We start from the raw sequence: 275 nt of genomic DNA on the forward strand, positions 1-275 counted from the left end.
AATATCTGTATTGATTTCTTTTGCAATATCTACCAGCTCTCTGAGCAATTTTGCATCTCCTGTAAAAGACAAATATTCAAGCATTTTTTTAAGATCAGCTTCTGCCTTGTCAACTTCTCCCTGTGTTGCGGCTTCATTTGCAAAAACAGTTTCAGCCGCTTCAAGCGCCTCGTCTAATTTCTGTTTTACGATCGGCACAACATATTGGTATTCAGGCTTTGTTTTTACATCTTTCGTATACGCAATCGCAGCTCCCAGAGACTTCTTATCCGCTT

At 39.6% G+C, this 275-nt stretch carries 1 protein-coding gene; it reads right to left on the reverse strand.

Annotation, left to right across the window (positions count from 1 at the left end; all coding sequences use genetic code 11):
* Positions 1–275 (reverse strand): hypothetical protein (locus NE637_RS15395; RefSeq protein WP_256267805.1); only part of this gene is annotated, 275 nt, incomplete at both ends.

Origin of the sequence: Desulfovibrio desulfuricans (assembly GCF_024460775.1) — a bacterium.
In the GTDB taxonomy this organism is placed as follows: Bacteria; Desulfobacterota; Desulfovibrionia; order Desulfovibrionales; family Desulfovibrionaceae; genus Desulfovibrio; species Desulfovibrio desulfuricans_E.